This is a genomic window from Candidatus Nitrosarchaeum limnium BG20 (assembly GCF_000241145.1).
In the GTDB taxonomy this organism is placed as follows: domain Archaea; phylum Thermoproteota; class Nitrososphaeria; order Nitrososphaerales; family Nitrosopumilaceae; genus Nitrosarchaeum; species Nitrosarchaeum limnae.
Genome location: NZ_AHJG01000208.1, coordinates 1 through 745 on the forward strand (window position 1 = coordinate 1; position 745 = coordinate 745).

Below are 745 nucleotides of genomic sequence, written 5' to 3' on the forward strand. Positions count from 1 at the left end.
AAGAAGAACATCATCAAAAGTTAATCCTTCTTTAAATTCCAATGAAACCTTGTAAAGATGGTCAAATATGGATTATAAGCCTTTGTGTCTTTTAGATAGTCTTGATGCAATTGTAATTGCATCCTTTGTTTGTGCCACATTATGAGTGCGAATTATATCAGCTCCATTAAGAACAGATATGACCTCTGCAGCAAGAGATCCAAATAGTCGATCAGAAACATTTTCTTTTCCAAGTATTTTTCCAATAAATGATTTGTTTGAAACAGAGATCAAAAGGGGGTGGTTCATCTTAATTGATTTTAGATTTTGAATTACCGACAGATCTCGCTTTAACCAATCAGATTTGATTTTTGTAAAAAAAGATCCCTTACCGGACTTTCTAAAAAAACCAATAGCAGGATCTAAAACTATTTTATCAGATGAAATACCAGCAGTATTTGCAAGTTTTAAACTGTCTTTTAAAAGATCTTTAGTAGACTGAATATCGCCAATTACTCTTTTTGAATCAAATGCACATAGAACAAGGGATGGTCGATATTTTCTTACTACATCAATCATTTTAGGATCATACTTTAATCCAGAAATATCATTGATTATTTCAGTTCCATATTCTAGGGCGTGTTTTGCAACATTTGCCCTACAAGTATCTACAGAAATTGGAAGATTTGAGATGTTTTGAATTACTTTAATCGCATCGAGAATTCTTTGTAATTCTGTTTTTTCTGATACAGATGTTGGCAGGTAT

The 745-nt window shown here is 31.9% G+C and carries 1 protein-coding gene; it reads right to left on the minus strand.

Translation table 11 applies throughout. The features are described from left to right. Positions 1-72: 72 nt before the first annotated feature. Positions 73-745: dihydropteroate synthase (locus BG20_RS07465; protein WP_010193030.1), on the minus strand; the 673-nt coding region annotated here is incomplete at its 5' end.